At 37.8% G+C, this 26,951-nt stretch carries 26 protein-coding genes and 1 pseudogene; 6 read left to right on the forward strand and 21 right to left on the reverse strand.

Annotation, left to right across the window (positions count from 1 at the left end):
* Positions 1–6 precede the first annotated feature (6 nt).
* Both cls and uvsE read left to right on the forward strand, forming a co-directional pair.
* A complete protein-coding gene (gene cls / locus NKR74_RS23205; protein WP_253630976.1) occupies positions 7–1,200 on the forward strand; it encodes a cardiolipin synthase in 1,194 nt (397 codons plus the stop codon).
* 22 nt (positions 1,201–1,222) lie between these two features.
* A complete protein-coding gene (gene uvsE / locus NKR74_RS23210) occupies positions 1,223–2,176 on the forward strand; it encodes a UV DNA damage repair endonuclease UvsE (protein ID WP_253630977.1) in 954 nt (317 codons plus the stop codon).
* A gap of 196 nt (positions 2,177–2,372) precedes the next feature.
* Here uvsE and NKR74_RS23215 read toward each other — a convergent pair.
* The 5 genes and pseudogenes from NKR74_RS23215 to NKR74_RS23235 form a co-directional block, all read right to left on the reverse strand.
* Positions 2,373–2,696 (reverse strand): annotated as a pseudogene (locus NKR74_RS23215) (VOC family protein).
* Positions 2,697–3,000: 304 nt separating this feature from the next.
* Complete coding sequence (locus NKR74_RS23220; protein WP_253630978.1) at positions 3,001–3,603, reverse strand: response regulator transcription factor; 603 nt, start codon at positions 3,601–3,603, stop codon at positions 3,001–3,003.
* Positions 3,600–4,727, reverse strand: coding sequence for a sensor histidine kinase (locus NKR74_RS23225; RefSeq protein WP_253630979.1), 1,128 nt, complete (start codon positions 4,725–4,727; stop codon positions 3,600–3,602). The genes NKR74_RS23220 and NKR74_RS23225 overlap by 4 nt, the downstream gene beginning before the upstream one ends.
* Position 4,728: 1 nt before the next feature.
* On the reverse strand, positions 4,729–5,463 hold the full coding sequence (locus tag NKR74_RS23230) for an ABC transporter permease (RefSeq protein ID WP_253630980.1): 735 nt from the start codon (positions 5,461–5,463) through the stop codon (positions 4,729–4,731).
* A complete protein-coding gene (locus tag NKR74_RS23235; RefSeq protein WP_253630981.1) occupies positions 5,460–6,362 on the reverse strand; it encodes an ABC transporter ATP-binding protein in 903 nt (300 codons plus the stop codon). Before NKR74_RS23235 ends, NKR74_RS23230 begins: the two co-directional genes overlap by 4 nt.
* Before the next feature lie 147 nt (positions 6,363–6,509).
* Here NKR74_RS23235 and map point away from each other — a divergent pair, with 147 nt between their 5' ends.
* Positions 6,510–7,304 carry a type I methionyl aminopeptidase gene (gene map, locus NKR74_RS23240; RefSeq protein WP_098310059.1) on the forward strand — a complete coding sequence of 265 codons (795 nt, stop codon included), beginning with the start codon at positions 6,510–6,512 and terminating at the stop codon, positions 7,302–7,304.
* A gap of 90 nt (positions 7,305–7,394) precedes the next feature.
* Here map and argS read toward each other — a convergent pair whose 3' ends face one another.
* From argS to NKR74_RS23275, 7 genes are all read right to left on the reverse strand, one after another.
* A complete protein-coding gene (gene argS / locus NKR74_RS23245; RefSeq protein WP_253630982.1) occupies positions 7,395–9,065 on the reverse strand; it encodes an arginine--tRNA ligase in 1,671 nt (556 codons plus the stop codon).
* On the reverse strand, positions 9,065–9,502 hold the full coding sequence (locus NKR74_RS23250) for a YwiB family protein (RefSeq protein ID WP_253630983.1): 438 nt from the start codon (positions 9,500–9,502) through the stop codon (positions 9,065–9,067). Before NKR74_RS23250 ends, argS begins: the two co-directional genes overlap by 1 nt.
* A gap of 363 nt (positions 9,503–9,865) precedes the next feature.
* Positions 9,866–10,225, reverse strand: coding sequence for a YxeA family protein (locus tag NKR74_RS23255; protein ID WP_253630984.1), 360 nt, complete (start codon positions 10,223–10,225; stop codon positions 9,866–9,868).
* A 232-nt stretch (positions 10,226–10,457) separates the two neighbouring features.
* Positions 10,458–11,333, reverse strand: a complete 876-nt coding sequence (gene speB / locus NKR74_RS23260) for an agmatinase (RefSeq protein WP_020059760.1) — start codon at positions 11,331–11,333, stop codon at positions 10,458–10,460.
* 259 nt (positions 11,334–11,592) lie between these two features.
* Positions 11,593–12,420, reverse strand: coding sequence for a polyamine aminopropyltransferase (speE, locus tag NKR74_RS23265; RefSeq protein WP_098310064.1), 828 nt, complete (start codon positions 12,418–12,420; stop codon positions 11,593–11,595).
* 184 nt (positions 12,421–12,604) lie between these two features.
* Positions 12,605–13,768 (reverse strand): MFS transporter, encoded by a 1,164-nt coding sequence (locus NKR74_RS23270; RefSeq protein ID WP_253630985.1) that lies wholly within the window; start codon positions 13,766–13,768, stop codon positions 12,605–12,607.
* 5 nt (positions 13,769–13,773) lie between these two features.
* The gene (locus tag NKR74_RS23275) at positions 13,774–14,181 is read right to left on the reverse strand and encodes a MerR family transcriptional regulator (RefSeq protein ID WP_253630986.1); all 408 of its coding nucleotides are present in this window, start codon (positions 14,179–14,181) and stop codon (positions 13,774–13,776) included.
* Positions 14,182–14,418: 237 nt separating this feature from the next.
* Here NKR74_RS23275 and NKR74_RS23280 point away from each other — a divergent pair, with 237 nt between their 5' ends.
* Both NKR74_RS23280 and NKR74_RS23285 read left to right on the forward strand, forming a co-directional pair.
* Complete coding sequence (locus tag NKR74_RS23280; RefSeq protein ID WP_253630987.1) at positions 14,419–15,144, forward strand: glycerophosphodiester phosphodiesterase; 726 nt, start codon at positions 14,419–14,421, stop codon at positions 15,142–15,144.
* A 76-nt stretch (positions 15,145–15,220) separates the two neighbouring features.
* Entirely contained in the window at positions 15,221–17,278 is a 2,058-nt protein-coding gene (locus NKR74_RS23285; protein ID WP_253630988.1) for a transglycosylase domain-containing protein, read from the forward strand.
* A gap of 120 nt (positions 17,279–17,398) precedes the next feature.
* Here NKR74_RS23285 and NKR74_RS23290 read toward each other — a convergent pair whose 3' ends face one another.
* The 3 genes from NKR74_RS23290 to NKR74_RS23300 form a co-directional block, all read right to left on the reverse strand.
* Positions 17,399–17,944 (reverse strand): GNAT family N-acetyltransferase, encoded by a 546-nt coding sequence (locus tag NKR74_RS23290; protein ID WP_253630989.1) that lies wholly within the window; start codon positions 17,942–17,944, stop codon positions 17,399–17,401.
* 150 nt (positions 17,945–18,094) lie between these two features.
* A complete protein-coding gene (locus tag NKR74_RS23295; RefSeq protein ID WP_253630990.1) occupies positions 18,095–18,604 on the reverse strand; it encodes a YwhD family protein in 510 nt (169 codons plus the stop codon).
* 21 nt (positions 18,605–18,625) lie between these two features.
* Positions 18,626–19,300: a site-2 protease family protein gene (locus NKR74_RS23300; RefSeq protein WP_253630991.1), complete on the reverse strand. Its 675-nt coding sequence runs from the start codon at positions 19,298–19,300 to the stop codon at positions 18,626–18,628.
* A 112-nt stretch (positions 19,301–19,412) separates the two neighbouring features.
* Here NKR74_RS23300 and NKR74_RS23305 point away from each other — a divergent pair, with 112 nt between their 5' ends.
* Positions 19,413–19,601: a 2-hydroxymuconate tautomerase gene (locus NKR74_RS23305; protein ID WP_253630992.1), complete on the forward strand. Its 189-nt coding sequence runs from the start codon at positions 19,413–19,415 to the stop codon at positions 19,599–19,601.
* 35 nt (positions 19,602–19,636) lie between these two features.
* Here the strand turns inward: NKR74_RS23305 and NKR74_RS23310 are convergent, their stop codons facing one another.
* The 6 genes from NKR74_RS23310 to NKR74_RS23335 all read right to left on the reverse strand — a co-directional run bounded on the left by NKR74_RS23310 (position 19,637) and on the right by NKR74_RS23335 (position 26,807).
* Positions 19,637–20,941, reverse strand: coding sequence for an HD domain-containing protein (locus tag NKR74_RS23310; RefSeq protein WP_253630993.1), 1,305 nt, complete (start codon positions 20,939–20,941; stop codon positions 19,637–19,639).
* Positions 20,942–21,091: 150 nt separating this feature from the next.
* Complete coding sequence (locus NKR74_RS23315; RefSeq protein WP_253630994.1) at positions 21,092–22,543, reverse strand: RNA-guided endonuclease InsQ/TnpB family protein; 1,452 nt, start codon at positions 22,541–22,543, stop codon at positions 21,092–21,094.
* A gap of 234 nt (positions 22,544–22,777) precedes the next feature.
* The gene (locus NKR74_RS23320; protein WP_253630995.1) at positions 22,778–23,719 is read right to left on the reverse strand and encodes an ABC transporter substrate-binding protein; all 942 of its coding nucleotides are present in this window, start codon (positions 23,717–23,719) and stop codon (positions 22,778–22,780) included.
* Positions 23,720–23,932: 213 nt separating this feature from the next.
* Positions 23,933–24,721, reverse strand: coding sequence for an ABC transporter ATP-binding protein (locus NKR74_RS23325; RefSeq protein ID WP_375337683.1), 789 nt, complete (start codon positions 24,719–24,721; stop codon positions 23,933–23,935).
* Between the two features lie 14 nt (positions 24,722–24,735).
* Positions 24,736–25,752: a FecCD family ABC transporter permease gene (locus tag NKR74_RS23330; protein ID WP_253630996.1), complete on the reverse strand. Its 1,017-nt coding sequence runs from the start codon at positions 25,750–25,752 to the stop codon at positions 24,736–24,738.
* Positions 25,749–26,807, reverse strand: a complete 1,059-nt coding sequence (locus NKR74_RS23335; protein ID WP_253630997.1) for a FecCD family ABC transporter permease — start codon at positions 26,805–26,807, stop codon at positions 25,749–25,751. The genes NKR74_RS23330 and NKR74_RS23335 overlap by 4 nt, the downstream gene beginning before the upstream one ends.
* Positions 26,808–26,951: the final 144 nt, after the last annotated feature.

The raw sequence follows: 26,951 nt of genomic DNA on the forward strand, positions 1-26,951 counted from the left end.
GGATACATGAGCTTTTTATTTCTCTTCCTTGTCTTTTTCTTACTGTGGATAAATTTCGACTTCATATATGGAAGAAAACTTCATTTAAAACAACTTAAACCTCGTTCATTTCCTTTGCGCCATAGTAACTTTAAACTCTATACATATGGCCAAACATTATATAAGGAGCTATTTACTGATATACAACAGGCTAAGCATCACGTACATATTTTATTTTTTATCGTAAAAAACGATGAGATTAGCCATACATTTTTACAGCTTCTAATGGAAAAAGCACAACAAGGTATTGAAGTACGCCTTCTCCTTGATCGGATTGGCAGCCATCATTTATCAAAGGAAACAATCCGTGAATTAAAACAACAGGGCATACATTTTTCATTTTGTCATAAAATCCGTCTCCCATTTCTCTTTTTTTCCGCTAATCAACGGAACCATAGAAAAATTACGATTATTGACGGAAAAATCGGCTATATCGGTGGCTTTAATATCGGTGAAGAATACCTAGGGCATAATGCTGCACTCGGTCCATGGCGTGATTACCATCTACGCCTTACCGGAGAAGGCGTACAAGACTTACAAACGCAGTTTCTACACGATTGGCGCGATGATACAAATGAAGATTTATTGCATGAAGATTATTACTTTCCAATACTGGAAAAGGGAGAAACTTCCCATCAGTTCGTACCAACTGACGGCGCTTATTTACAACAAACTTTTCTCGATTTAATTGAAAAGGCAACGAAAGAGCTATATATCGGTACGCCCTATTTTATCCCTGGGAAAAAGCTAATGAGTGCATTGCTACGCGCAAAAAAGCGAGGCGTTCGTATTACCATTCTCGTACCTAAAAAAGCGGATCATCCATTTGTTCGTGAAGCGAAACTTCCATATTGCCGGAAGCTTATTGAAGCAGGCTGTCATATTTACGAATTTCAAGATGGATTTTTTCATGCCAAAATTGTAATGATAGATGGCTGTATTTGTGATATTGGAACTGCGAATTTTGATATGAGAAGCTTATATCTGAACCATGAAATCAATTGTATATTATATGGCTCACCGTTTTTAGAACAAGTGAAGAAAGAAATCAATCACGACTTAGAAGCTTCCGTTTCACTTTCAATTCAAGATGTTTCTCCTCACTCTCTTTTAGACAAAGGAAAAGAATGGATTGGAACAGTCCTTTCCTTTTTTCTATAAACACATGAAAGGCGATGTACGTATGAAAATAAGATTTGGTTATGTCTCACATGCTCTTGCATTGTGGGACTGTTCTCCTGCAAAAACGATGACATTTACAAGATGGAAACAATTGAACAAACAAGAACGCGATGAAAAATTATATGACGTGACAAAACAAAACATTTTGCATACATTACGAATTCTACACTACAATATCGCACATGAAATTGAGCTGTATCGCCTATCCTCTTCTATTGTTCCATTGGCAACACATCCTGAAGTAAATTTCAATTATATCGACACTTTTAAAATTTTTTGGAAAGAAATAGGAGAGCTAATTAAAAGGCATCATTTACGTGTAAGTTTTCATCCGAATCAATTTACCTTATTTACAAGTGATAAGCCTCATATTACAACAAATGCTATTCACGATATGACGTATCATTACAATTTGCTAGATGCAATGAACATTGCAGATTCTTCTTACATAAACATTCATGTTGGAGGAGCATACGGAAATAAAGAAAAGGCTTTACTGCGTTTCCATGAGAACATTAAGAAACTTCCTACTCATATTAAAAAACAAATGACACTGGAAAATGATGATAAAACATATACAGCGGCCGAAACGTTAACAGTTTGCAGGCGAGAGCAACTCCCTTTTGTCTTCGATTATCATCATCATGTTGCAAATCCATGTGAAGAATCATTAGAAGCATTACTTCCATCTATTTTTGCGACGTGGGATCATACAAATACCATTCCAAAAGTTCATATTTCTTCACCAAAATCAGAAAGAGAATTCCGGGCACATTCTGATTATATTGATGTTCCATTTATTCAAAACTTCCTATCCATAGCAAAAGAACTGAATCAAGACTTCGATATTATGATTGAAAGTAAACAAAAAGATTTAGCACTTTTCAAATTAATAGAGGCTCTCTCATCTATAAGAGGAGTAAAACGAAGAAGAAGCGCTGCACTTGAATGGTAATTATTTATGATATCTTCATAATCTTTCAAACCCCTTACATTAAATTATTCATACATAACATTTATAGAAATAAAAAAGTAATTGGCATTAAATAATTATACTAAAAAGGCGTTGCTCAAAAGCAATGCCTTCTTCTCTTATTATTATTAAATCACTATGCTTCTGTATTAACTTCAGACACTCCAAAAAGAAGTCCTTAATTATCTAAACAATAAGCAAAGTAACCCATATTGGGAATAGCAGTTTTTGGGACAACTACTTATCCTCCATTTTCAGTGACTTTTTTTATGTATTCATCGACTGAAGGTACCTCAATAGAATTAGTAGTTCTTGTAGCCCCATCAGGAGATTTCATTAACCCACCATCTATACCAGGTTTATCACTCTCACCTGTAATTATAAACCAATAATCAACTGGACCAGGCATCTTTTCAAACTTCCAACCGAAATTACTTGAATAAAATTCAATAGCTTCTTCAGGATTTGGAAATTGAAATTCAAATCTAATAACTTTACTCATTTTAAAGACCTCCTAGCATTTTATTTTACAAAACAATCATATCAGAACAAATGTTCTTATTCGTATTTAAAAGTCTTTGTTGAATGATACGCTTATTATTTCTTTTATCCCGTCAATAAAGTCCTTGTCATCCAGGATGTTCAACAAAACAAATCAATGAATTCACTTTCGCTGTGTTCCGTATTCAGCGTAGTATTTAACAATAGAAAAGAGATGCTAATTCATATACGAATTACATCTCCAGAATGTATGTTATTTCCTGTTTTCTCCCTCTAAACCGAACCCATTACTAGGGTTTCTTTTTTCATATCCACCCTTTTTCTTCAGCGATTGCAATTGCCTCAATCCGATTTTTCGCATTTAATTTCGTTAACACATCGGAAATATAGTTTCGAACGGTTCCAGATGACAAGTATAGTGTTTTTGCAATTTCGTTTGCCGTCTTTCCTTCCTTCGCTAACAAGAGAACCTCTCTTTCTCTGTCTGTTAACGGATTTTGTTCTTGCCAAAGCCCAAACATGAGCTCAGGAGAAATTTCTCTTTTCCCATTCATTACATTCCGAATTGCCGCTGCAAGATCTTCACTTGGACTATCTTTTAATAAATACCCATGCACGTTTGCTTTCATCGCTCGCTCGAAATAACCAGGACGGGCAAATGTTGTTAAAATCATAACTCTACACTGTGACTGTTGTTTCCGTAACGTTTCAGCCACATCTAATCCGCTCTGAATCGGCATTTCAATGTCCATAATACTAACATCTGGCTGTAGTTTTTCAATTAGTCGCAAAGCCTCTTCTCCGTTTTCCGCCTGCCCAACAACCTCAATATCATCTTCTAAATCAAGTAAAGCCCCTAACGCTCCGCGAAGCATACGCTGGTCTTCTGCAATGATGATTCGAATCATGCTCTCACCCCATCTTTCCCTGTTCTTATAACAATTGGTACATGTATTGTTAACATCGTTCCATCATGAATATCGTCTAGTTCAAGTACTCCATCAATAAGAGCCAATCGTTCTTTCATTCCAAGAATGCCATTCCCATCATGATTTTTTTGTAGTCCGATTCCATTATCCTTTACTTGTAAAATCAATTTCCCTTGTGTTTCAAGTAAAGCAACCACGCACGTTGTTGCCTTGCTATGTTTTACAACGTTTGTCACCGCTTCACGTAAACACATTCCTAAAATGTTTTGTTCTAGCGGTGATAATACATTCGTACTTGTCTCCTGCTTTACTTCTAATGATATATTGGCCGCTTGGAGAATCACCTTCACTTGCTCTAGCTCTTCTTCCACCGTAATCATACGCATATCAGAAATTAATTCCCGTAATTGTTTTAACGCATTTCTTGATGTTTGCGTGATTTCCTTTGCCTCTAGACAAGCACGTTCTGGATTTTTCACAATAAGCTTCTCAACAAGCTGACTTTTTAGCGTAATAAGCGATAACGTATGTCCTAACGTATCATGTAAATCTCTCGCAATGCGCTGGCGTTCTTCTCGCTTCACTAGATCACGAATTTGTTCATTTGCTTCACTTAATTGTGTTTTTAATATCTTTTTTTGATTAAAATTCCGCATACCAAATGGTGTAAGAATCATTAAAATAAACATCGGAATCGCTGTTATAAAAGACGCTTTTGTAAGCTCATTCATATGCAGCAACATAAAAGAACCAATCATTACGATCAAAAGGAAAAACAACAATCGAAATTGCTTTTTTGTCGGTGTAAACCCCATTGCATTTGCTGTATAAAATCCAAAATAAATCATATATGGTTCATAAAATGCACTAAATAGAAATGTAATCACAAATTGAATACATGCCCATATAACAAATGTTTTTTTCACAAAATAAAGCTGGCGGTATGCAATAACAAAGAGTATGAGCATCCCGCCTCCTAATATCAATTTCCAACCTGATTGCCCCATCAAGTAATAAAGAGGAAACAACAAGTACACGAGCCATATATAAGGGAAAAATCCCATATGTTTTGGAAAGAATTCAAACTGTTTCTTTTCGGTCATTTTATATCGCTTCCTGTCTCTTTCTTATATATATTGATAATACAACAAGAGCGATGAAATAACCTCCTAACACTGCAACATTCTCCCAGCCAATTGCCTTACCAGCAACAATATCCCAAGCACCGCTTCCGAAACGATATGTCGGTGTCCATTCCCCAATACTTCTTAACGCCTTTGGTAATACTTCGATTGGCATCCATAAACCACCTAGAATGGCTAAACACATATTTAAAATATTTGCTAGCCCCGCAGCCGCATCAGCCTTCTTAATCGAACCAATTACCGTTCCAAGCGCTAAAAATGGCGTAACACCAATTAACAACCATAATCCAGCGCCAATCCACTGTCCAATCGTTAACTGTACATCATTAATTAATATTCCCGCGATAAAAATAACTAAGATTGAAAAAGCATTTACAAGCGTTTGTGCAACAATTTTTGCAGATAAATACGCCCCTTCTGGCAGCGGTGTGATTTGTAAAAGCTGTGTCCATCCTTGCCCTTTTTCTTGTGAAAGACGAACACCAAAACTAAAAAGTGCTGTTCCTACAATACTAAACGTAGCCATTGAAATTAAATAGTGTGCTTTCCATGCATCTCCATTTTCCGGCACTGACACGACATTTGTAAAAATGTAATAAAACATAACTGGCATTAATAACGAGAAAAAGATAAATAATTTATTGCGAAACGTACGTAATATTTCTATTTTACATTGCATCCAAAACGCTCTCATGCAATTCCCTCCTTCTGATTTGCAACAAACTGTTCAAAAGCTTCATCCAAGCTGCCGCGCTCAACAGCAATATCCATGACCGGCAAGTTTTTATTGAAAATTTCCCGGAGCGTAGCATCTGTATCATCTGTTGTCAGCACCACACGTTTTTCATGCGACTGGACACTTGTAACATGAGATAAACTTCGAAGCATACTTGTTGGCATTTCCTCTTTTGCATAAAATGAAATTGTTTTTTGAGAAATTGTTGCTTTCATCTCATCTGGTGTTCCATCGGCAATCACTTTTCCATTTGCAAATAATAAAATTCGATCTGCTAGTGCATCTGCTTCTTCTAAATAATGTGTTGTTAACATAATCGTTTTTCCTTCACCTGCTAACTTTCGAATTGTATCCCAAAAGTTTTTTCTAGACGTGATGTCCATCCCTACTGTTGGTTCATCTAAAAATAGTAATTCTGGATTTCCAGCAAGTGCGAGTGCAAAATTCAAACGTCTTTTTTGACCGCCAGATAACTTTTCACATCTTTGCTTTCTTTCTGACTCTAAATTGGATAGCTGAAGCAGTGTTTCTTTTGCAAGTGGATTCGTATAATAACTACGAAATAAATCAATTGCCTCTTCCACAGAGATACTATCAATTACGCTCACTTCTTGCAGCATTGCCCCAAGGCGATTGCGAACGTCCCGGTGCTTTGGGCTCTTGCCAAATATAGAAATATTTCCTTCTGAAGGATCCCTTAATCCAAGCATCATCGAAATTATTGTTGTTTTCCCAACCCCGTTTGGTCCAAGTAATGCAACAATTTGCCCCTTCCCTACTGTAAATGAAACGTTATTTACTGCTTTTTTATATTTAAATGTTTTTGAAACACCATTCACTTCAATTACTTGTTCCATTTCTCCACCTCCATCGTTACTTACATTTATATTGTATAAATTGGAAGAGATGGAAAACAGTAAAAGACGTCATGATATGAATATGACAAATGTCAGGAAGTCTTAAAATACGGGTTTTCCCACGCAAGTAGCAGGACAAAAACAAACGTGATACAATCATGTGAGATGTACATTCGAGGAAGGACAGTGGTTTTCATGATTATTCGTAATGAACAAGATTTAGAAGGCTTACGAAAAATCGGCCGCATCGTTGCGCTTGCTCGCGAGGAAATGAAGAAACAAGCGAAGCCAGGTATGACAACGAAAGAGCTTGATTTAATTGGTAAGAAAGTATTAGATGAGCACGGTGCCATTTCTGCACCTGAAAAAGAATATGATTTTCCAGGCACAACTTGCATTAGTGTCAATGAAGAAGTTGCCCACGGCATTCCAGGGAATCGCGTCCTAAAAGAAGGCGATTTAGTAAACGTAGATGTATCTGCAGCACTTGACGGTTACTACGCAGATACAGGTATTTCGTTCGTTCTTGGACAAGATGAAGCAAAAGAAAAACTTTGCGCTGCTGCTGAAAGTGCATTTTGGGCAGCCATGAAAAAAGTAAAAGCTGGCGCAAAACAAAACCAAATTGGTCGTGCGGTTTCCAATGATGCGCGTAAAAATGGCTACGCAGTAATTCAAAACTTAACAGGACACGGCATTGGACTTAGCTTACACGAAGCACCAAACCATATTTTAAGCTATTTCGATCCTATGGATAGTGCGCTATTAAAAGACGGACTTGTCTTAGCAGTAGAACCATTCGTATCCATGGGTGCGGATCATATTATCGAACGCGGTGATGATGGCTGGACATTTGTAACGCCAGATAAAAGCCTTGTTGCTCAATGTGAGCATACCGTTGTCGTTACACGCGGTGAACCAATTATTTTAACACAACTATAAGAAAAAGCAGGATGCACGGAAATATTTCCGTACATCCTGCTTTTTTATTATCTAGTGCCAGCGACTAGAGTACTCGGTAGTTTCACTTTATTACATCTTCTCAGGTGCAGATACTCCAACTAATGCTAATGCATTTTGAAGTGTAATGCGTACCGCACGCATTAAGTCGTAACGAGCTTTACTTAACTCTAGGTTATCTTGGTTTAATACTTTTTCTGCATTGTAGAAGCTATGAAGCGCTGCTGCCAAGTCAAATGCATAGCTTGTAATGCGGTGTGGCAGACGTTTTTGTGCTGCTTCTGCAACTGCCGCTGGGAATTCACCCAGTTTCTTTAATAAGTCTACTTCTTTCTCAGAAGCAACAAGTTTGTAGTTAACATCGCTGCCTGCAGTTAATCCAAGCTCTTCACCTTGGCGAAGGATACTGCATACGCGTGCATGTGCGTATTGTGCATAGTATACAGGGTTTTCATTTGATTTTGATACCGCTAAGTCCATATCAAAGTCTAAATGAGAATCACCGCTGCGCATTGCAAAGAAGTAACGCATTGCGTCCACGCCTACTTCTTCCATAAGCTCACGAAGTGTAACAGCTTTACCTGTACGTTTACTCATTTTTACTTTTTCACCGTTTTGGTATAGTTGTACCATTTGGATGATTTCTACTTCTAATGTATCTTTATCGTATCCAAGCGCTTGAATTGCTGCTTTCATACGTGGAATGTAACCGTGGTGGTCAGCACCCCAAATGTTAATTAATTTCTCAAAACCACGCTCTAATTTATCACGGTGATACGCAATATCTGGCGTTAAGTATGTGTAAGAACCATCGTTTTTAATTAATACGCGGTCTTTATCATCGCCGTAAGTTGTAGAACGGAACCATGTTGCGCCCTCTTCTTCAAATACCTCTCCGCGCTCTTTTAACGCTGCAAGAGCTTCGTCAATTTTTCCGTTTTTGTATAACGATGTTTCAGAGAACCACACATCAAATTTAACGCGGAAGCTTTCTAAGTCTTTTTGAAGTTTTGCTAATTCATATTTCAAACCGTACTCACGGTAGAATTCGTAGCTTTCTTTTGCGTCAGCTTTTGCATAACGATCGCCAAACTCTTCTGCTAAACGCTTCCCGATACCGATAATATCTGCACCATGGTAACCGTCTTCTGGCATTTCTTTATCTAACCCTAACGCTTGCATGTAACGAGCTTCAACAGAAAGCGCTAAGTTATGAATTTGGTTACCAGCATCGTTAATATAGTATTCACGAGATACATCGTATCCTGCTTTTGCTAATACGTTACATAACGTGTCACCAACTGCCGCGCCGCGCGCATGTCCTAAGTGAAGGTCACCTGTTGGGTTTGCAGATACGAACTCAACTTGTACTTTTTCACCGTTACCAGTGTTTGTTTCACCGTAAGCTTCGCCAGCTGTAATAATTGTTGGGATTAGATCTGTTAAGTAGCTGTTATCCATGTAGAAGTTAATGAAGCCAGGTCCAGCAATTTCGATTTTTTCAATAGAAGCTTTTGCTTTATCGAAATTTGCAATTAATTCTTCTGCAATCATGCGCGGTGCCTTTTTCGCTACGCGTGCAAGCTGCATCGCCATGTTTGTAGAGAAATCACCATGTGTTTTATCTTTTGGCGTTTCTAATACAACGTTTGGAATTTGTTCTTCTGTCGCTAATTCTGCTTTTACTACAGCAGCTTTAATTTCCTCTTTAATGAGTTCTTTTACTTGTTCTAAAGAGTTCATTATTGTGCCTCCTTGAGATTAATAGTAATTGTATATCGGCCTGCTTCTTGCTCACTTAGAAGCAATGCATACGTTAGAAAGAGTTGTCCCTTTTTCTTTTCTTCCGACCATTTAAAAAGGACGTTATCTGTTTTCGTTTGCAATGCAAACGTTCCAAGTTCACTCGTATACGTTCCTGTTGTCCACTCGCCTTTTTTATGAGTTTGGCGCATAGAAACAGCACCTGAACGCATAATGAGAACTTGATCATCTTGGATTTTAATAATTGTCTTCACTTCGCCTTGTTCGTTCGGCTCTTGAAACGTTACATATGTACTTTGACCCTTTACATAGTATAGACCATTTGCGTCAAAAGCAATAGTTTCCTTTCGCGCCCCTTCACGAACTTCCGTTACAAAGTGAACTTGTACTGGTAAGCCTGCAAGTTGATTCTCCACGTCTTGCACACCTTTCAAAATGTTATAGATATTAAGTATAATTTATAATAAAACACTTTTCCTATCATATCAAAAAACAGCGGTGTCTGTCTGCTGAAATATTAGGAAACATATTGAAAGATGTAGTTCAAAAAAGCAATTTATAAAGTGAAACTTCCATCAGTGGGGGGGGTTTTTCATTCCCCACTGATGGAAAGCTCTCACCAATCGGGCTTTTACGGGCAGTTGTCCCCCACCTATCTTCCTCGCTTCTCTCTAAATCTTAAGGTGGGGGTCTTACTGCTCGTTAATGCGGGATAAAAATGTTGGTATCATCCTTGTGAAACATTAAAACCCAAGTTCAGTATGAACTTGGGTTTTTTATTATTTTTTCAGTTTTTCTAGCACTTTCGTTGGCACTTCATTCTCTCGCAGTTCTGCCCATCCTTTCCCTTGGCTGCCTTTTGCGTAAACTTTCAAGTATACTCCTTGGCAAAGTTCACGATTTATCATTTTTTTCACAACTTGCTCATTTCCATCCCTATCATAAGCAGTAAATGTATACAAATACTTATTCCCTTTTCTCTCGGCTTGATTTGTTACAGCATAATAATCCTTTACTTCCTTACCTGAAAAAAAGTTATCTACAAAGGCTTGCACACCTTCTGTTTTTGATTGTAAGTAAAAGACACCTGCACCGCCTAAAACAGCAAGTACTGCTGTAACTTTTAATATCATACGCATGAATCTTTCCACCTCTAACATGTATCCTTGTATAGTGCTTCATTGAGTATAAAATCTATCCAAAATAGTCTCTATCGATTTTTCTTACATTTCTCTTACATCATTGTAAGAGAAGTTAATTAAAATATCTTCTCAACAAAAAAGGCTATTTCGAATTCATTCGAAATAGCCTTTTTTAGAAAGCTTACTTTTCATCTAGCTCTAGTGACTGGAATACTCAGTAGCTTCACTTTTATTTTTGCACCCATCCAAGTAACATTTCGCGCACAAATTTACTTGCTGCGATTGGTGTTTGGTCACTGTGATCATATACAGGAGCTACTTCTACTAAGTCTGCTCCAACTACGTTTATATTTGAATTTGCAATTGCAACAATGGAATCTAGTAGTTCTTTTGAAGTGATACCGCCAGCTTCTAATGTTCCTGTACCAGGAGCATGCGCTGGGTCTAATACGTCGATATCAATTGTGACATAGACTGGGCGTCCTGCAAGTGTTGGCAATACTTTCTTTAATGGTTCTAATACATCAAATTTGTATAAGTTCATGCCAACTTCTTTTGCCCACTCAAATTCTTCCTTCATACCAGAACGAATACCGAAAGAATATACGTTTTCTGGACCAATTAAATCGCACACTTTACGAATTGGTGTAGAGTGAGATAAAGGCTCGCCTTCATACGACTCACGTAAATCTGTATGAGCATCCATGTGGATGATTGCTAAATCTGGATATTTTTTGGCCATCGCCTTAAAAATTGGCCAAGACACTAGGTGCTCACCACCAAGACCTAGTGGAAACTTACCAGCATCTAATAGTTTTGTTACATATTCTTCGATCATGTCTAAGCTGCGCTGTGCATTACCGAAAGGAAGCGGAATATCACCTGCATCAAAATATTTAACTTCCTCTAATTCACGATCTAAATACGGACTATATTCTTCTAGTCCAATTGATACTTCACGAATACGTGCTGGACCGAAACGAGAACCCGGACGATAACTTACTGTCCAATCCATCGGCATCCCATAAATAACAACCTCAGCATCTTCAAAACTTGGATGACTGTTAATAAATACTTTACCTGAATAAGCTTCATCAAAACGCATATTCTTTTTCCTCCTATCTGGAACTGAAGGTATCCCAACCTTTCATTTTGTCTCAAATTTGGAGCGGTTTTGCTCCTCTTTATCGATTTACCACACTCGCCTCAACCCAATTAGTCGAGAAGAAATTTACTTACTTTTATTACAACTTCGGCAGCTAGCTCTGCCCCACTAGACCCTAGCATCTAAGAACCTTCCCCACGAGAAAGCAAATAGTGCCTTCTGTGGGAAAGAACCTTAGCCACCGTCAGCTTCGCTTTTCTTACTTAATTAAATCCCCAACGAATTTAGGTAATACGAATGCTGCTTTGTGAAGTTCTTTTGTATAGTATTTCGTTTCGATTTCGTGGAAACGCTCTTCACTTACTTCTAGTGGATCATGCTTCTTAGATCCGATTGTGAATGTCCAAAGGCCGCTTGGGTACGTTGGAATGTTTGCTGTGTATAGACGTGTAATTGGGAAAATTTCTTTTACGTCTTTAAACACGTTTGAAATTAATTCTGGTGTGAACCAAGGGTTATCTGTTTGCGCTACGAAAATACCGTCTTCTTTTAACGCTTTAGAGATTCCAGCATAGAATCCTTTTGTAAATAAGTTTACAGCTGGGCCTACTGGCTCTGTAGAATCAACCATGATTACGTCATACACGTTTTCGCTTTCAGCAATGTGCATGAAGCCATCGCCTACTTTTACTTCTACACGTGGATTTTCTAACTCGCCAGCAATTTCTGGTAAGTATTTTTTAGAGTACTCGATTACTTTTCCATCAATTTCAACAAGCGTCGCTTTTTTCACGCTTGGGTGTTTTAATACTTCACGAATAACGCCGCCATCTCCGCCGCCAACAACTAAAACGTTTTCAGGGTTTGGATGTGTGAATAATGGTACGTGCGCTACCATTTCGTGATATACGAATTCATCCTTTTGCGTTGTCATAACCATGCCATCTAAAATAAGCATATTGCCGAATTCTTCAGTTTCAACCATATCTAGCTTTTGAAATTCTGTTTGCTCCGTATGTAAAGTGCGGTTAATACGCGCTGTAATTCCAAAATGCTTTGTTTGTTTCTCAGTGAACCATAGTTCCATTGTACAATCACGCCTTTCGTTGCAAATTATAATGTGACACCATTAATGTCCCCTAACAAAAATAAAACAAAACATGTAAAATGTATAGTTAAAAATATAAAAAAGAACGTAAATATATTGTAAACGAGTCGTTTTCGTTCGTATATTTAGTCAATTATGTATAAAACGGTAAGAAAACCCTTTCCTAGGAAAGGGTTTTGCTCTCAATTTTTTCATTTACTCGAACTGGTAGACAAATCATCACACATCCAACTAGCGCAACAATTCCTCCTACTAAAAACGGACTTTGCGGTGAAACTACGTGACCAATAATTCCAGATAAAATTGGTGCAATTGCCCCGCCCAGCCAACGAACAAAATTATATACACCAGATGTAATAGATCTTTCATAAGGTGAGATATCCATTACGTAACTTGTAAATAATGCATTATTAAGACCAGACGCTAATCCTGATAAAATGATTAGTACAATTTGTAACCACATGACTTGTACGAAGAACAATAGCATTAAAAAGATTGCAAATACAAGCAAGCTATAGCGTAGTAACATTTTCGGTTCGTATTTTCCTTCTAATTGGTGTGCAAGCACAGCAGAACCATACGCTAATGCAAGACCCCAGCCACAAAAGACAAAGCCAAGCTGAATGGCAGATAAATGTAAAACAAGCGGTGAATATGCTAAGACAACAAAGAAAGCATAGTAATATAACATCCCGGAAATAGCACCTTGTATGAAAGGTTTATATTTCACCAGATTAATTAATTCCTTTAATCCAGCTGACTGACGTTTCACTTTGCGCTCTGGTTCTTTCACAAAAAAGAAAACAAGAATAAATGCTAAAGCAATTAAAACACTTGTCGCAAAAAACGGATAACGCCAAGAATATCCACCTAATAAACCACCTAACAGCGGACCTCCCGCCATACCTAAACCAATTGCTGCCTCATACAATCCAACAGCTTCATGCACCTCTTTGCTCAGCGCAATTAATAACGTCATTGCCGTTGCAAAAAACATCGCATTCCCTAAACCCCAGCCGGCACGAAAAATAGATAACTGCGTAATTGTTTGTGAGAATCCGCAAATACACGCAAATACCGTTACAGTTGCAAGACCAATTGTCATCATACGCTTATCGCCAAATCTTGCCGCAAAAAGACCAGCTGGCAGCATCATAATTGCCATCGTTAAAATATAGGCTGTAAATAACATTTCTACTTGCCAATGTGTTGCACCGATTTGCTCTGCAATGCTTGGCAAAATTGGATCGACTACTCCAATGCCAGAAAAGGCAAGAAAAGTAGCGACTACTGTAATAAGTCTTCCAAGTCGTTGTTTACTCTCCATATAAATCACTCTCCTTTTGTTTCTTCTAAGAACTTCGTTGCTCTTTCCAAGCTATGTTCTAATTCTTCCTTCACGCGCTTCATTTGTAGCATTTTCTTATCTAACGTCTCGACTTGATTTGTCAGCATACGCGCTATTTCTTGAATTACTTCTCGGTCGCGCGGGTTATCACTATTTCTTCTTTGCTCCATACGTTCTTTAAGTGATAAGAAATACTGCATTTCTTGAAGTGTAATACCTAATACTTCTTTCGCTTCTACAATTTTTTTGATTCTCTCTACATCTTCATCTGTATATAGGCGAATATTCCCTTCACTGCGCTCTGGCGGATGAATTAAGCCAATTTCCTCATAATAACGAAGAGTCCGCTTTGTTAAACCTGTTTGTTTTGTAACTTCATCGATTTTATACAATTCTATTCCTCCTTCCTAACAATATTACATTTTACGTTAACGTTAACTTTTATGCAACCATTACGCTTTTGTAAATTTTTTCTACCGGCATTGTATTTTTGATTGCTCAGTTTCATAATTGAAGCAAAGTGAAACTTTCATCAGTCGGATCACCTCCCATCTATCCTCAAAATCGTGAGGTAGGGAGCTTACTGTCCGTTAATAGCGGGATAAAATGAACCATAAGGAGAATTTGCTATGAAACAACCACTTATTTTTGCGCATCGCGGTGTGAGAAGTACGCACCCAGAAAATACAATGATTGCTTTTCAAAAGGCAGAGCGTGTTGGTGCACATGGCATTGAGCTTGACGTACATATATCAAAAGATGGGGAAGTTGTTGTCATTCACGATGAAACTGTGGACCGAACTACAAATGGAGCAGGACTTGTATATGAACAAACTGTCCAGCAATTGCAAGCACTCGATGCTGGCAGTTACAAGGATCCTTCTTTCCATGAAGCAAAAATCCCAACGCTGCGCGAAGTACTTATTTGGCTTTCTACAACAACAATGCAATTAAATATTGAATTAAAAACGGATGTTATTCGTTATCCCCGTATAGAAGAAAAAGTCGTCGACCTTGTTCGCGAATTTCATCTATCTAATCAAATTGTATTTTCTTCGTTTAATCATGAATCCGTTTCCCTGCTTGCAGCTTTAGCGCCAGAGATCCCCCGCGCGATTTTATACGATGAACCACTCGCGGATCCAATTGCTGAAGCAAAGAAAAGACAGGCAAATGGTCTTCATCCAAATTTTGAATTACTCACAAAAGAGTTTGTACAAATGGCTCAGCAGCAAGGATACATATTCCGCCCTTATACAATCAATGAATACAAAGACTTACAAAAGATGATAGATTACGGCGTCGATGTAATCATTACCGACTGGCCAACACGTGCTTTTGAGCTTCTTTCTTAATAAGAAGCTCTTTTTTAGTTTAAAAACAGCCAAAATCCTCAATACTAGTAAAAGTATGCTATGAGGGGTGACAAAAATGGAACTTACAACAAATGAAAAACAAGCAAAATATATACGCTTTTTCCTCACTGCACTGTTATCATGTGTTATTTTCTTTGTTTCTACTATTTTCATTGTCTTACTTGTTGCAAAAATTGCCGGACCACCACCTGTTGCAGTTCCGCAAACAACTATCTTTTATGCAAATGATGACTCTGTTATGGGGCAAAGTCACGGAGCGCAGGAACGCTATAATGTGTCACTCGACCATATTTCACCTTACGTGAGAGAAGCAACGCTTTCTATTGAAGATCAGCGCTTTTATAAACATCATGGTTTTGATGTAAAACGCATCGGCGGGGCAGTAATTGCTGACATTAAAGCGAGGGCAAAGGTACAAGGCGCAAGTACAATTACGCAGCAATACGCCCGAAATTTATATTTGGACCACGATAAAACATGGAAACGAAAGATGTTAGAAGCAATGTATACCGTTCGCCTAGAAGTTAATTATAATAAAAATGATATTTTACAAGGATATTTAAACACAATTTACTACGGGCACGGTGCCTATGGAGTTGAGGCAGCAGCACGGCTCTACTTTAATAAAAATGCGAAAGATTTAAATTTAGCAGAAGCAAGTATGCTTGCAGGTATTCCAAAAGGACCAAGTTTATATTCTCCCTACTTACATGAAAGCCGGGCCAAAGAAAGACAAGCTCTCATTTTAGATGAAATGGTAGAACAGAGGTATATCACGAAGAAAGAAGCAGCAGCGGCCAAAAAAGAACAACTCACCTTGGCTCCTCTTGAAAAAGAAGAAGTAGCAGAAATGGCACCTTATTTTCAGGATGTTGTACGAACTTCCCTCATCAATGATGCTGGTCTCGATGAACAAACAGTAGGACGCGGTGGCCTGCGTGTATATACAACGCTAGATCCAAAGCTACAAACAATTGCGGAAAGTACAGTAAAAGAAACCATCCCAAGCACAACAGAAATAGAAACGGCTATTGTATCCATGAATCCAAAAACAGGCGAAGTAATGTCACTTGTTGGCGGACGCGATTATAAGAAGAGTCAATTCAACCGAGCAACGCAAGCGTACCGGCAGCCAGGTTCAACATTTAAACCCTTTTTATATTACGCCGCTCTTGAGCAAGGCTTTACACCAGTAACTCGCTTAAAAAGTGAACATACTGTATTCACATTAGGCGATGGTGTTTCCAAATATAACCCAGCGAATTATAAAGGCTATTATGCAGATGACTTTATAACGATGATGCAAGCACTTGCTGTTTCTGATAATGTGTACGCTGTGAAAACACATCTTTTCTTAGGTGAAGAGTCACTTGTAAAAACGGCGAAGCAATTTGGGATTACAAGCGCATTAAAAGATGTTCCATCACTTGCGCTTGGAACATCTCCTGTAAAACCGCTTGAAATGGTGAATGCTTACAGTATGCTTGCTAACGGCGGCAAGCAAGTGAAACCGACATTTATTCGGCGCGTTGTCGATCATGATGGAAACATCTTGTATGATGCTCATTTAGAAAACAAACAAATTCTTGATGAGAATAATGCCTTTGTGATGGAAGAAATGATGACGGGCATGTTTAATAAAAAATTAAGCAGCTACGCCTCTGTCACTGGACAAAACCTTATTCCAAAGTTATCCCGCACATACGCTGGAAAATCAGGTTCAACCGAGACAGATAGCTGGATGATTGGCTTTACACCACAGCTCGTGACAGGTATTTGGGTCGGCTACGATAAACAAAAAACAATCTCTAACCCAGCTGAGCAATCTTATGCGAAAAATATGTGGGCAACCATTATGGAGCAAGGTTTAGAGGAAAGCCCGAAAAAAGATTTTAAAAAGCCGGCCAATGTTGTCGCATTAAACATTAACCCTGAAAATGGGAAAATCGCAACGAAAGGTTGTCCTACTTCTGTAAAAATGTATTTTGTAAAAGGTACTGAGCCAACAGAATATTGTATGGATCATATCGATGAAAAGGATGAATTTGAGGCGGTGCTAAAAGAGAAAACAAAAGGTAAAGAAAGCTGGTGGAAAAAGTATTTTCCTTGGTAACGAAAACTTATGAAATGAGACTTTGATTAGTTACTTTTATGCAATGAAATCACTCAAAGATTACATTACAAAAAGGGCGCAGTCATTCTTCTGCTCCCTTTTCTTTCTTAAAAAGTGCTCCTATTCATCAGTATCATTTACGATAGCTAACACTTGATGGTCTTCCCATCTTCCATTTATCTTTACATTTTTCTTTGCAATGCCCTCTTTATGAAACCCTGATTTCTCTAAAACTTTTATCGATCCGATATTATGTGGCATAACTCCTGCTTCAATTCGGTGAAGCTTTAACTCATCGAATGCGTAAGATACTACTAGCTTAACAGCCTCTGTCATATATCCTTTCCCATTATGATTTTTATCTAGAGAATATCCAATATAGCAACTTTGTAAAGGGCCACGCAGTACCTCTGTCAGTGTAATATTCCCAATTAGTTCTTCTGTTTCGATTACGTAAATACCAAATGAGTATAGTTGATCAAGATCTTTCTTTTCCTTGTTCTCCCTAATTCGATTCAGTTGACTTTTCAACGTATAAAAATCATCTTCTCGTAACGGTGTATACGTTTGAAAAAAATCTCGGTTTTTCAATTCCAAATCTAGCAATTTTTCTGCATCACTATCTTCAAGAATCTTTACTAAAATACGACTTCCCTTCAATTTCAAAATGTATCCTCCCTCTCATACTCTTTATGAAATATGTTTTCTGACAAGATTCTTTATTTCCTGCATATAAAATACAGTTACTGATATTTCACCACAAACCTATTTCAGAGCAAATAAAAAAACCCCTTTCAACAAGAAAGGGATTTCCTATTACTCTCCTAACAATTCGCTACGTAATTTCTCACTAGAAAGATTCCATAGCTCCTCATTATGTTCTTTTAAGAACGTACCAAGTACTTTTTTAGAAGGTTCATCCATATGATCAACCATGATGTAACGCTTTAATGATTTGTCCATTTTATTTACATGCTCAGGTAATGATTTATAGCCGCGGCGAATTTCACGGTCTATTGTCATTTCGCATGCAGTTACACCAGCATAATATGCGCCGTTTGCAGTGCGCTCAATTGTTACCCAAACAAGCCAATATGGTTTTGCATTTGGTACTTCTTCTTTATTAGTTAAAAATTTAATTCCTTTTTCAGCAGCACTGCGTGCATGCATCGCACCAATATCAACAACTGCTGTTCCTTCTGTTACATCAATAATAACAGGAGAAATATTTTCTAGACTTAATGCGCCAACTCCAAAACCGCCATGTCCATCTGTGGAGTCATTTTTAATAATATTAAAGCCGATTTGTTTCTTTTTCTCTGCCATAAGAAAACCTCCCCTTCTCTTCTAATACAATCCAAATAGTGGTCCAATTATACTATGCAGCATACCTAAAACGTGCGGAATGACAACTTGGAAAATTGGCTGAATCGTATATCGATCTAACGGTGTAATCACAAGAATTAATAAAAAGATTGAACCGTATTTTTCATATTGCGTCATTTTCGCACGTACATTTGTCGGTGCTAAATCTTCCACAACACGGTAACCATCTAATGGCGGGATTGGTAACAAATTAAAAATAAATAAAACTATATTAATCCCGATAAAAATTTGAAAGAACTGAAATAGTGTTTCTCCTACTGCTATTGGGACTGCATCAATAATTCCAAATTTCAACAAGCTATACCAAGCAATAAGCCCAAGGGCTCCTAATAATAAGTTACTAAGTGGTCCAGCAATTGAAACAAGAATACCAGCAAGACGTGGTCTTTTAAAATTATAAGGATTGACTGGTACTGGACGTGCCCAACCAAATCCGATTAATAATACAGCAATAAGCCCGATTATATCTAAGTGTGCCAGTGGAGATAATGTTAAACGGCCTTGTCTTTTTGCTGTATCATCTCCAAATTTATACGCAACATAAGCATGTGCAAATTCATGTACTGACAAAGCTATTACAACAGCCATTGCCAATAACGGTAATTGGTACAGCGGATATGCAAAAAAGTGTTCCATACTTCCTCTCCCTCTTCATTATGTTAAAAAAGAAAAAAATTTCTTTTTCTGATTGTTCTCTTCAAGAATCCGTTATAATAGTACTGTAATATACATAAAAGGAGCGATACATATGCCATACGTAACAGTAAAAATGCTAGAAGGACGCACAGAAGAACAAAAGAAAGCTCTTGCTGAGAAAGTAACTGCAGCAGTAAGCGAAACAACTGGTGCTCCTGAAGAAAACATCGTTGTTTTCATCGAAGAAATGTCTAAAAATCATTACGCAGTTGGCGGCAAACGCTTAAGCGACCAAGAATAATATTTTATACAGGAGAAGCAGCCCTGCTGCTTCTCCTACTCTTTTCCTTCTAATAGACGAATAATCTTTTCTTTTACTTTTCCTTTTCGCCCGTCTTCATACAGTAAATCATGCGGATAGAACAATTTTTGATCAGTTCTCTTTTTACCTGTAATTGCCTCAACAATATCCGACTCACGAGATAATTCACGGAGCTCTCCATTCGGCATAAGGAGTAAAATTGGCAGACGTTCTTCCTCTTCACCTGCACGGTAAAAGTCATACGGCAGATCTGATGTGGAATCTACTACTAAATAATATTCTGGATCAAGCCCAATTTTCTTAAATAAACTATTTAATTCTACCCAATTGTTTAACCCATGCTTTTCTGTGAAATCTACACATTTGAACAAGTTACGGTTCATAAAACGGCGACATAAATCACTTAAAATGGCATCCTCTTCTTCCTGCCATACTTGGAAGTAATAATACATCACATTCTCGTCTAACTTTAAATAATCCTCTATCGTTACTTCTCCTTCGAATAAAGAGTAGAAATGAACCGGATGATATTTAAATGTATAGTACTGTTCATGCAATGCTTTCGCCCTGTGCAAAATTTTTGTTAAGATTACTTCAGCACTGCGCGTTACCGGATGAAAATACACTTGCCAGTACATTTGATAGCGACTCATAATATAGTGCTCTACAGCATGCATTCCGCTATATTTAATCACAACTTGATTATTAAATGGACGCATTACCCGTAAAATCCGCTCCATATCAAAGTTCCCATATTTCACACCTGTAAAGTATGCATCTCGTAATAAATAGTCCATACGATCTGCGTCAATTTGGCTGGAAATCATACTGATCGCTAATTTATTAGTAGAAGTTTTCGCAATGACATCCGCTACCTTTTGCGGAAACTCATGATCAACACGGCTTAATACATCATGAATTTCTGTATCACCTACAATAATTTTTTGTGTAAACTTTTCATGGTTTAGTTCAAATACTTTTTCAAATGAATGCGAAAAAGGACCATGTCCTACATCATGCAGGAGTGCTGCACATAAGCACAACAAACGATCTTCAGCATTCCAATTTGGTCTTCCATCAAACACATCGTCAATCATACGGCGGATAATTTCATAGACACCTAATGAATGAGTAAAGCGACTATGCTCCGCACCGTGAAATGTAAAAAATGTCGTCCCTAGCTGCTTAATGCGGCGCAGACGTTGAAACTCTTTCGTCCCGATTAAATCCCAAATCACGCGATCGCGCACATGCACATACTTATGCACTGGGTCTTTAAACACTTTCGTTTCATCTAATTTGTCACTTACATATGCCATTAAAATTCACCGCCCTCCATTATACATTCTTATCTCTATTATAAACGAAAGGCGAAACAGAAAGAAATGAAAGACTGTATATTACTGTATGAAAACTCCCGCCACTTATCTCCTTTGGATCTTGAAGTGGGGGTTTCTTGTGTATCATCTTCAAGAGATGCTTAACACAAGTGGAGTTGACACGGCTGCCTGATGGCACAACCCCTCTATTCCATCGGCAAATGCCTTTGGAACTACTTTTTTTAAGATATTATAAGCACCATTCACATCTGCGTTCAGTAGTTTGTTCTCTTTCGTACGATACAAGCCACGTTTGATACGTTTTCCACTGAATACAGGAATATCTTCCTCACCGTAAGTGGGAATCGCATCATTGTCTAGAAAGGACGCTTTGCTTGTATACGATTCTTCCACAACTTGTACCATTATGCCTTGCCTCTTCGCCTTGTAGTTGATCATTTCAATGAGTAGATTATGTGGGATATGGCAAAAAGATTGATTCTGTTGTTTCCCCATATCACTGTTTTGTTTCCACGATGTATTTTTCCCAATCATAATCGTTGAAATCTCGTGTTGAATCGCAAACTGAACAATGTGGTAACTCATTTTGTGAAAGAGGTCCTTTATTTTTAGAAACCGTTTTTCATGAAGCCTCTCTATACGTGTTGATGTATGTGGTCCCTCTTTTGGTTCTTTTCCCTGACGAAGAATGCCCAGTAAATGCGCCTTTTGTTTGTTGTAGTATTGATTGACACTTTTAATCACATTGCCCTTTACTAGTACAGGAGTAGCTCCCGTATTCGTTACGATGGTTGCAATGTTATTGATTCCTAAATCAATACTCATATAACGGTTGTTGTCAACATGCTTAGGTGGCGACTCAGATTGTTCTGTCACAATTTCCACCTTAAATTTCCCGTAAGCAGGAGAAACACGTACTTCTTTTAGATTTTCGATTTGTCCGAACAATTTACCGATATTTAGTTTGATACTTGTTTTTGGAAAACGAATATACTTACCTTGGAGTTTACATACTTGATTCGTGAATACAACTTCTCTCATAAATGATTTGATATAGCCTGGAATATGAGGTTTACCAGTAAAAGTGGAAGGATGTGTTTTGTATTTTTTTATGGAATCAAAAAATGAATCCCAGTCTTTGAAAAGCTTTCTTATAACTGCTTGATTCACTTGTGATGGCAGGTTTATATAATTTTGTTGCTTCATTGTTTTAAACAAACAATCTAGGAAGTTATAGGATAGGAATGATTTCTCTTTTGTCGGTAATGTAAACAAATTACACTTGATTTCTTTCCGCTCTTCTGTCGGCTTTTCTTTCTGCTTTTGCAAGTTTTTTTGGTACGCACGAAGTTGGTTTTCATTCATGATTTTAATATACGCTTGTAATGTATGGAGAACTTCTTGTTGAAGTGGCTGTAATGGTTTCTCAGCGCGTAAGGCCGTATATACTTGGCGAATGTAGAAGTTTGTTGTGTTATAGAGTTTTTTTGCGCCTTGACACATTTCCAGGAAGTAAGGGTATAATTTATGACCTTTTTTAATCCAAATTTGATAGGTTACATATTCTTTTTCTTTCGTCATTACTTTCACCTCCTTCTTTCTTTTATAATACTACAAAACACCAAAAAGAACATACATTCGCATCAATATGAAAACATTTTTACGAATACTACGACAATTCATCCTCACCTTAAACTTGGCTAACTTTATGAGGTCACTTCAGCCCTGCACATTTTGAAGGTGGGGTTTTCTTGCCCATCTCCTGATAAAAAGCAAATCACCTTCAAAAAACGAAGGTGATTTTCTCTATCATCATTATTTTTCTAAAATAAAATTAGATAGCTCATCTAATAACGTCTCTTTACCAAGTGGGAAGTATCCTTTATTGAGATCTTCGTTTTTAATCATATACACATGATTGTTTTTCACGGCGTTCATGTTTTTCCAAATTGTTTCTTCTTGGAATTCTTTTAGACGCTGCGTGCCGTCACCTGTTGTAAATACAAATAAATAGTCTGGATTATAATCAATTAATGCTTCTTTTTGCAATTGTACTAACGGCTTATCTGTTGGTGTACCATTAACTGCTGGCAATTTTAAATCTTTAAATAGAACACTGCCGTAACCGTAATCACCGTACACACGGAATGCATTTGGGTATGCAGCCATTACCATGAATTTCCCATCGCCAGTTTTTGCAACGATTTCATCATGTAATTGGCTTGCTTTTTCATCATATTTCTTCAGCCATGCAGCTGCTTCTTTTTCTTTACCGAAGATTTCACCTACTTCTTCAAACTTTGGACGCCACTGATCTAATGGGGTACTTAACATAACTGTTGGTGCAATTTTAGATAATTGATCATAGATTTTTTCTTGACGATTGTTCACCAAAATTACATCTGGTTTTGCAGCAGCTACGGCTTCAATGTTAACTTGATCGCCCCAAGCAGAACCAACTGGTTTTACACCCTTTAATTGATCTGCAATATGAGCATCAATTTTCTCTTCGGTCGTATTTGCCGTAATAACAGGCTTCATACCAAAGATTAATAATTCTTCTGTTGATCCGCTTAAATCAGCAATTCTCTTTGGATTTGCAGGAATTTTAATTTCCCCTTTAGCATGTTTGACAACGCGCTCTTCACTTTTTGCATCTGCTTTCTTTTCTTCTTTCTTATCAGAAGAACATGCAGCAAATAATACAGAAGTAACAGCTAACAAGAAAACTAGTAAAGTAACTTTGATTTTCTTCATGATTTCCTCTCCTTACCTTATTGTAATTCCCACTCTAAATAGACAGTGCTACGAAACTCTTCCTTACAAAATGACTATCTACAAGAGTATATTTATAAAATCAACCATTTTTATAAAATTATGGAAATTCAACTTTCTCCCGTTCTAACGGGCAGTAAATCTCCGACTCTATCGTCAGCCATTTATTGCCTGCTAGAACCAACTTAAGCCCGCTTACGCACTTGTTAAATCGTAAGTAAGACAAATTGGTTTGCCATTGACAGGACACGAAACAATTTGTGCTTCAATTTCAAACACTTCGCGAAGCGTTTCAGATGTCATGACTTCATCAGGCGTTCCTTGTTTCATTAATTTTCCATCTTTTAACGCAATCATATGATTAGAAAAACGAGAAGCATGATTTAAATCATGAATAACCATCACAATCGTCCGGCCTTCTTCTTCATTTAACTTTCTTAACAAATTCAATACTTCAAGTTGATGCGCCATATCAAGATACGTTGTTGGCTCATCTAACACAAGCAAGTTTGTTCCTTGTGCGAGTGCCATCGCAATCCAAACACGTTGACGTTGCCCGCCTGAGAGTGCCTCGGCTGGTCGATTTGCAAATTCCCTCATGCCAGTCACATCAAGCGCCCAGCGAATGTAGCGATAATCTTCTTCTGATAGCGTACCGAACCCTTTTTGATGCGGGAAACGTCCATATGAAACAAGTTCAAATACAGTAAGACCTGTTGGCACTTCTGCCGTCTGCGGCAAGATTGCCATTTTTTTCGCAATTTCTTTCGTCGGCTGTTTCTCAATTGCTTTCCCGTCCAAATAAACAGTACCTCGTTTTGCTTTTAAAACACGTGAAGCTGTTTTAAGAAGCGTGGATTTCCCGCACCCATTTGGACCAATAATTGTCGTAATTTTTCCTTCAGGTATTTCAACAGATAACCCATCAATAATGAAATTTTCATTATATCCAACAGATATCGAATCAACTGATAAAGATGGCATATAGATCGTCTCCCCTATCTTGTTTTTACAAGTAAATAAATGAAATACGGCGCGCCTATCACTGAAATGACAAGACCGACTGGTATTTCTGATGTTGTAAGTAAACTGCGTGAAAGAAGATCAGAAAACAATAGCAATAATGTTCCAATTAACGCAGCAGTTGGTAACATTATTTGATGCTTTCCACCTACTAAGCGGCGCGCAAGATGAGGAGCCATTAATCCAATAAAACTAATTCCCCCTGCTACTGCAACGGAGGCACCAGCTAAACAAACAGCGATAAATAGTAACTTGCGGCGTTCTTTCTCAACATCCAAACCGAGACCCGTTGCCGCTGCATCTCCTAAATTCATTACATTTAAGACGTGTGCCTTCATAAAAGCAATCGGTAAGAAAATAAGCATCCACGGCAGAACACTTAATACGAATTTCCAATCTGTTCCCCATAAACTTCCTGATAACCAAATCGTAGCAAAGCGGAAATCATTTGATGTCATTTTCATCGAGAATACTAGACTTACAGCTCCAAACCCGGCTGCTACGGCAATCCCGACAAGAATTAAACGAACCGGAGAAACTCCGTCCTTCCAAGCAAGCGCATAAATAATAACTGCCGCCAGTATTGCACCAACTAAAGCAAAAAACGGCAAAATAAATACAGATAAAAACGAAGACATCGTTACTTTTCCAAAGAAGAAATAAACAAAGACAACAACCGATAATCCAGCCCCGGCATTAATACCCATAATCCCTGGATCAGCAAGTGGGTTTCGAGATAGTCCTTGCATAATTGCACCTGAAACAGCCAAAGCTGATCCAACGAAAATTGAAATAATTATTCGTGGCATACGAAAATCAAATAAAATTGTTGCTTGATCTTCGGCTCCAAGTCCAACGAGTGTTTTTAATACTTCAACTGGTGACATTTTGAATGTACCTGTATATAAGCTAATGAAAAATACTGCACAAATTAAAATACTAATACTAGATAAAATTGAAATATTTTTTTTCGTTAAAATTCCTTGATTCACATTTTCCCTCTCCCTTCTTTACGTGCTAAGTAGAGGAAGAATGGTACTCCGACCATCGCTGTTACAGCACCAATTGGTGTTTCAAATGGCGGATTTATAATACGGGAGATTATGTCGGCACATTCAACAAGCAAGCCGCCTAAAACGGCAGCACACGGAATCACCCAGCGATAATCTGACCCAACAAGAAAGCGCGTTAAGTGTGGAATAACAAGGCCAACAAACCCAACAGATCCAGCCATTGAAACCGCAGAACCTGTTAAAATAAGGACAAGGATAGTTCCAATCAACTTAATGAGCTTCGTATTTTGTCCAAGTCCAATAGCAATTTCTTCACCAAAACTTAAAATCGTAATATATCTCGCTAGCATAATAGCAACAATAAGACAAACGAGACCAACTGGAAGTAACATACGTAAACTTTCCCATTTTACACCAGCAACACCGCCTGCATGCCACATACTAACTTCTTGCGCTAAGTTAAAATATAGTGTAATCCCAGAGGAAATTGCGCCTAATAACGCACTAATCGCCGCTCCTGATAACGCTAACTTAATTGGCGTTAATCCACCCGGAGATGCTGCACCAATCCCATACACAATGCTCGCACCAAATGCTGCACCAATAAAGGAAGCAATTACGAACATGAAGTATGGCGAGTTTGGAAAGAACGCAAACATAATCGCAATTCCAAATACTGATCCGTCTGTAATCCCCATAAGTGACGGAGACGCAAGTGGGTTTCGCGTCATCCCCTGCATAATTGCACCAGATACTGCTAAAAATGCTCCAACAACTGCTCCTCCAATCGCTCTTGGAAGCCGCAATTCTTGAATAACATTATGGTATGTAATCGATTCATCAAACTGAAACACAGCTTGCCATACTGTTTTCAAACTAATATCGGCAGCACCAAACGATATAGAAGTCGCCATACTTAAAGCTAATAAAGCAGTCCCAACAATTAAAATCATTAAGGCAATAAGAGGCCGGCTTTTTATCTCTTTTACGTCTACCGATTCTTCTTCGTAAAACCTTCTCGTACTCACTTCCATCTACAACATCCTAACTCTTAATATACATAAATAGTAATGAAATTCATTCTCATTATAGGGCAAAAAAGAAAACCAAGAGCGATTCTTGATTCCGATAATGATTCTCAATATCATTCTACAAATTTACACTAAAATTTGTCAACC

This window comes from Bacillus sp. 3103sda1 (genome assembly GCF_024159135.1).
GTDB classification, from domain to species: Bacteria; Bacillota; Bacilli; order Bacillales; family Bacillaceae_G; genus Bacillus_A; species Bacillus_A rhizoplanae.

Excerpts from the sequence above, each read along its gene's own strand:
- cls (WP_253630976.1), top strand. The coding sequence starts at position 7 with ATGAGCTTTTTATTTCTCTTCCTTGTCTTTTTCTTACTGTGGATAAAT.
- uvsE (WP_253630977.1), top strand. The coding sequence starts at position 1,223 with ATGAAAATAAGATTTGGTTATGTCTCACATGCTCTTGCATTGTGGGAC.
- NKR74_RS23220 (WP_253630978.1), bottom strand. The coding sequence starts at position 3,603 with ATGATTCGAATCATCATTGCAGAAGACCAGCGTATGCTTCGCGGAGCG.
- NKR74_RS23225 (WP_253630979.1), bottom strand. The coding sequence starts at position 4,727 with ATGACCGAAAAGAAACAGTTTGAATTCTTTCCAAAACATATGGGATTT.
- NKR74_RS23230 (WP_253630980.1), bottom strand. The coding sequence starts at position 5,463 with ATGAGAGCGTTTTGGATGCAATGTAAAATAGAAATATTACGTACGTTT.
- NKR74_RS23235 (WP_253630981.1), bottom strand. The coding sequence starts at position 6,362 with ATGGAACAAGTAATTGAAGTGAATGGTGTTTCAAAAACATTTAAATAT.
- argS (WP_253630982.1), bottom strand. The coding sequence starts at position 9,065 with ATGAACTCTTTAGAACAAGTAAAAGAACTCATTAAAGAGGAAATTAAA.
- NKR74_RS23255 (WP_253630984.1), bottom strand. The coding sequence starts at position 10,225 with ATGCGTATGATATTAAAAGTTACAGCAGTACTTGCTGTTTTAGGCGGT.
- speB (WP_020059760.1), bottom strand. The coding sequence starts at position 11,333 with ATGCGTTTTGATGAAGCTTATTCAGGTAAAGTATTTATTAACAGTCAT.
- speE (WP_098310064.1), bottom strand. The coding sequence starts at position 12,420 with ATGGAACTATGGTTCACTGAGAAACAAACAAAGCATTTTGGAATTACA.
- NKR74_RS23270 (WP_253630985.1), bottom strand. The coding sequence starts at position 13,768 with ATGGAGAGTAAACAACGACTTGGAAGACTTATTACAGTAGTCGCTACT.
- NKR74_RS23280 (WP_253630987.1), top strand. The coding sequence starts at position 14,419 with ATGAAACAACCACTTATTTTTGCGCATCGCGGTGTGAGAAGTACGCAC.
- NKR74_RS23285 (WP_253630988.1), top strand. The coding sequence starts at position 15,221 with ATGGAACTTACAACAAATGAAAAACAAGCAAAATATATACGCTTTTTC.
- NKR74_RS23295 (WP_253630990.1), bottom strand. The coding sequence starts at position 18,604 with ATGGCAGAGAAAAAGAAACAAATCGGCTTTAATATTATTAAAAATGAC.
- NKR74_RS23300 (WP_253630991.1), bottom strand. The coding sequence starts at position 19,300 with ATGGAACACTTTTTTGCATATCCGCTGTACCAATTACCGTTATTGGCA.
- NKR74_RS23305 (WP_253630992.1), top strand. The coding sequence starts at position 19,413 with ATGCCATACGTAACAGTAAAAATGCTAGAAGGACGCACAGAAGAACAA.
- NKR74_RS23310 (WP_253630993.1), bottom strand. The coding sequence starts at position 20,941 with ATGGCATATGTAAGTGACAAATTAGATGAAACGAAAGTGTTTAAAGAC.
- NKR74_RS23315 (WP_253630994.1), bottom strand. The coding sequence starts at position 22,543 with ATGACGAAAGAAAAAGAATATGTAACCTATCAAATTTGGATTAAAAAA.
- NKR74_RS23320 (WP_253630995.1), bottom strand. The coding sequence starts at position 23,719 with ATGAAGAAAATCAAAGTTACTTTACTAGTTTTCTTGTTAGCTGTTACT.
- NKR74_RS23325 (WP_375337683.1), bottom strand. The coding sequence starts at position 24,721 with ATGCCATCTTTATCAGTTGATTCGATATCTGTTGGATATAATGAAAAT.
- NKR74_RS23335 (WP_253630997.1), bottom strand. The coding sequence starts at position 26,807 with ATGGAAGTGAGTACGAGAAGGTTTTACGAAGAAGAATCGGTAGACGTA.